Here is a 2,970-nt window from a genome sequence, read left to right on the forward strand (position 1 = left end):
CGCCACGCGTGGGGAACCGCATCACATGTGCCTTTCTGCCGGGAGTCACGGGAGAGCCGTCGCCTGTTACAGCAGGCGTAGCGCGTACGCCGCCGCCCGGGCGACCGTGCCGCACCACCGTCCCAACCCTGCCCGGGCCCGGCCATGGCCCGAAAGGAGGAGCGCGCACCACCCCGACGAGCGCGCCCCCCTACAGGGGCACACCCGCCCGTGCGCCCTTGGCTGCCCCTGGCATCCGCCGACGATCTCGAAAAGGACACGGCCATGACCGCCACCAAGACCACCGACGCCATCAAGAAGTTCGGACAGCATTCCCTCGGTCGCCTATCCCACCAAGTGCCGACTGGTCCACAACGTCTTCCCCCTGGTGCTCCATAGCTCTCGCCGTCGAAACGCGACACCCTCGCTTTGCCAAAGCATCCCCATCAACAGCTCGCTGCCAAGCCAGTCGCGAAAAGGAGCGCTCTGCCGCGGCTCACGCCGCACGGCCCGAAAACCGGCCACACGGTACGCACGCGTGCCGCGTCACCGGCCACCGGGCATCATTCCCGTCGGCGTGCCGAGCGTGGAGCTGGGGACACGTCCTCGTTCAGCTGAGCGCGCAGCAACAGGAGTGCTTCAGCATCCGCCCGCTGGGCCAGGAGCCCGAGCAGCACCCGGATACGCGGATCATCGCCGTCCCGGACGGCTTGCACGATCTCGCCGATCAGCGTCGGTACATCCGTGGGCGGTGGTCCCTCTTCTCCGGCGTTCATCGACCTCGTGTACCCGATGCCGCCGGACCGGTGGGGCGACACCAGCCCGGCCGTAAGCCGCGGACGAGACGGGGCACATCAATGACCGTCTCAAGGGCCTACCCGAGCTCTTCGCCCTCCCGGGCCGGCTCACCGCGCGTTCGTACGCGCTCCACCGTCGGCTCTGCCGAGCGCGCACGGCCCCCGGAGGACCCGCATCATCCGATTGCCGGGTGCCGCAGGCTGCCACGGACCCCGCCCGGCTCAGTCTGAAGGGCCGGCTCCATGGTGCCGCGTGGTGGTCGGCCATGCCGGGGTCGGCGTGGCACCCCACGCCGTGTCAGGCGCGGGCTTGCACGAGGGCTTCCTCGGTCTTGCCGTGCCGCCCTGCCAGCGCCCCGCCCTCAGCCCGCCGTGCTCCGCCGAGCGAGTGGACACGGGGCGGCGCGCGCGGCCCCGCCGTCGCGCGAGGACACCTAGGGGGCGCCCGATAGCCTCGCCCGCCGCCCGGCCGAGCTGTCCCACCCCCACCCTTTTCCTTTCCTGCTGTGGGGCGAGGTCTGGGGGGCGTAGAGGGGATGTCGGGCTGCCGACCATGGCAGGAAAAGCGGTGGTGACCTGTAGATTTACGGACGGATGCCGCGAGCGGACGAGTGGCTGTCGGCGGGGTTGTCGGCCTGGTCGGGGGCGGTGTTGTCGCACCGTGACCGTGGTCGGGCCTTCGTGGTCGCAGTCCTGGTCGGGGGCGGCTGTTGCGCTTCGTTGTACGCGCGGCACCGGATGAGTCGGTGCCGCACAGTTACGAAGCGGGAGAGGCCGTGGTGTGTGATGTGGACGCGGGTGGCGGGGACTGGCTGGCGTTTGTTGGCGGTGCTGGTGCAGTACCCGATGGCCGCCACGGAACAGATGCACCTGTTGATCGCGCCCAGGGTGCGGATCGAGCAGACGAGGCGTCGGCTGGCCACACTGCGCAGTGAGGGCCTCATCGACCGGATCACGCTGCCGCAGGCCGGACGGACCCGGGTGTGGTTCCCCACCCAGTACGGCGTCCAGGTCGCCTGCCAGTGCCCGGAGCTACGGGGGTTGCGGCCAGTGGCGCAGGGCGGGTGGAAGGGATGAGGGGTGACCTGGACGCTGCCGGAGTCGATGCCCAGCGGCTGGGTGCCTTGGCGACGAGCACGCTCCGCAACTGTGGTCGCGGCAGTCGGAAACCGTTGCACTTTCAGTGCTGGCTGTCCTGCGGGGTGAAGAGTTCCAGTAGTTCCTGGACGGGCACGTGTGCCTCCGCCGGATGGCGAAGCATGGCGTCCCGGCACAGGATGTAGCGCGTGCGCCGTCCCGCCCGCTCGCGGCTCAGGTAGCCGCTCTGTTCCAGGGCGGCGATGAGGCTCTGGGCGGTTCGCTCGGTGACGTGGCAGGCGGCGGCGATGTCGCGAAGACGGGCGTCAGGGTCTTGCGCTAGCACCAGCAGCACGCGTGCGTGCTTGGTGAGGAAGCCCCACTTCCCGGTCTGCTCGTCCATGATCTGCCCGTCCCTTCGCCCACGGCAGTGCATACCCGCAAGTATTTTCCGGAAACAAGCTTCTTCTGAGAGGGCTACTGCCAGGTTCCGGGGGTAGGCGGGGTGGGCAATGCACGGCGCTTCGGAAGTGAGGCGGGCCCATGGATGCTGCTGCCCAAAATGAGGGCCAGGAGCCGCTTTCCGAGCGTCGGATCGCGGCCTGCACCGCGTTCGAGGGCAGCGCGGATATCGCCGAGGCCCGGTATATGGCCCGTGACTTCCTCACCTCCGTGCAGGCCGAGCACGGGCTGCCAGTGTCGGCTAGGGCAATGGGCATGGTGCAACTGGTCGTGAGCGAGCTGGTCACCAACGCCCGCAAATACGCGCCGGGCCCCTGCCTGCTGGACCTGCAGATCGTTGAGGGCGCCGTCCAGATCAGCGTGTGGGACAGCAGCAGCGACCCGCCATCGGTGCAGGCCACCGACCCGACGCGGCTGGGGCAGCGCGGACTGGAGATCGTCATGGCGGTGTCCCAGACCTTCTGCGTCCACCGGGAGCCGGTGGGCAAGCGGATCACCGCAGCCGTTTACTCGCCGACGACCCCGGCGGGGACGCCGCCGGCCACCAAGCCATGTGACCTTCAGGCTGCTCTACCTTCTTGATCGGGTTGATCGAGCCATTCGTAGGGTTGGATCGCCCAGGGGTGCCGGGTGTGGCTATCAGGCTGCTGCCAGC

The 2,970-nt window shown here is 69.3% G+C and carries 3 protein-coding genes; 2 read left to right on the forward strand and 1 reads right to left on the reverse strand.

Annotation, left to right across the window (positions count from 1 at the left end):
• Positions 1 to 1,622: 1,622 nt before the first annotated feature.
• Positions 1,623 to 1,853, forward strand: coding sequence for a hypothetical protein (locus tag ACFYW5_RS37730; RefSeq protein ID WP_389421663.1), 231 nt, complete (start codon positions 1,623 to 1,625; stop codon positions 1,851 to 1,853).
• Between the two features lie 103 nt (positions 1,854 to 1,956).
• Here ACFYW5_RS37730 and ACFYW5_RS37735 read toward each other — a convergent pair whose 3' ends face one another.
• Positions 1,957 to 2,256, reverse strand: a complete 300-nt coding sequence (locus ACFYW5_RS37735) for a helix-turn-helix transcriptional regulator (protein ID WP_389421664.1) — start codon at positions 2,254 to 2,256, stop codon at positions 1,957 to 1,959.
• Positions 2,257 to 2,396: 140 nt separating this feature from the next.
• On the opposite strand from ACFYW5_RS37735, the gene ACFYW5_RS37740 reads away from it, so the two are divergent.
• Positions 2,397 to 2,897, forward strand: coding sequence for an ATP-binding protein (locus ACFYW5_RS37740; RefSeq protein WP_389421665.1), 501 nt, complete (start codon positions 2,397 to 2,399; stop codon positions 2,895 to 2,897).
• The last annotated feature ends 73 nt before the right edge of the window (positions 2,898 to 2,970 follow it).

Source organism: Streptomyces sp. NPDC002779 (assembly GCF_042888685.1).
Taxonomy (GTDB): Bacteria; Actinomycetota; Actinomycetes; order Streptomycetales; family Streptomycetaceae; genus Streptomyces.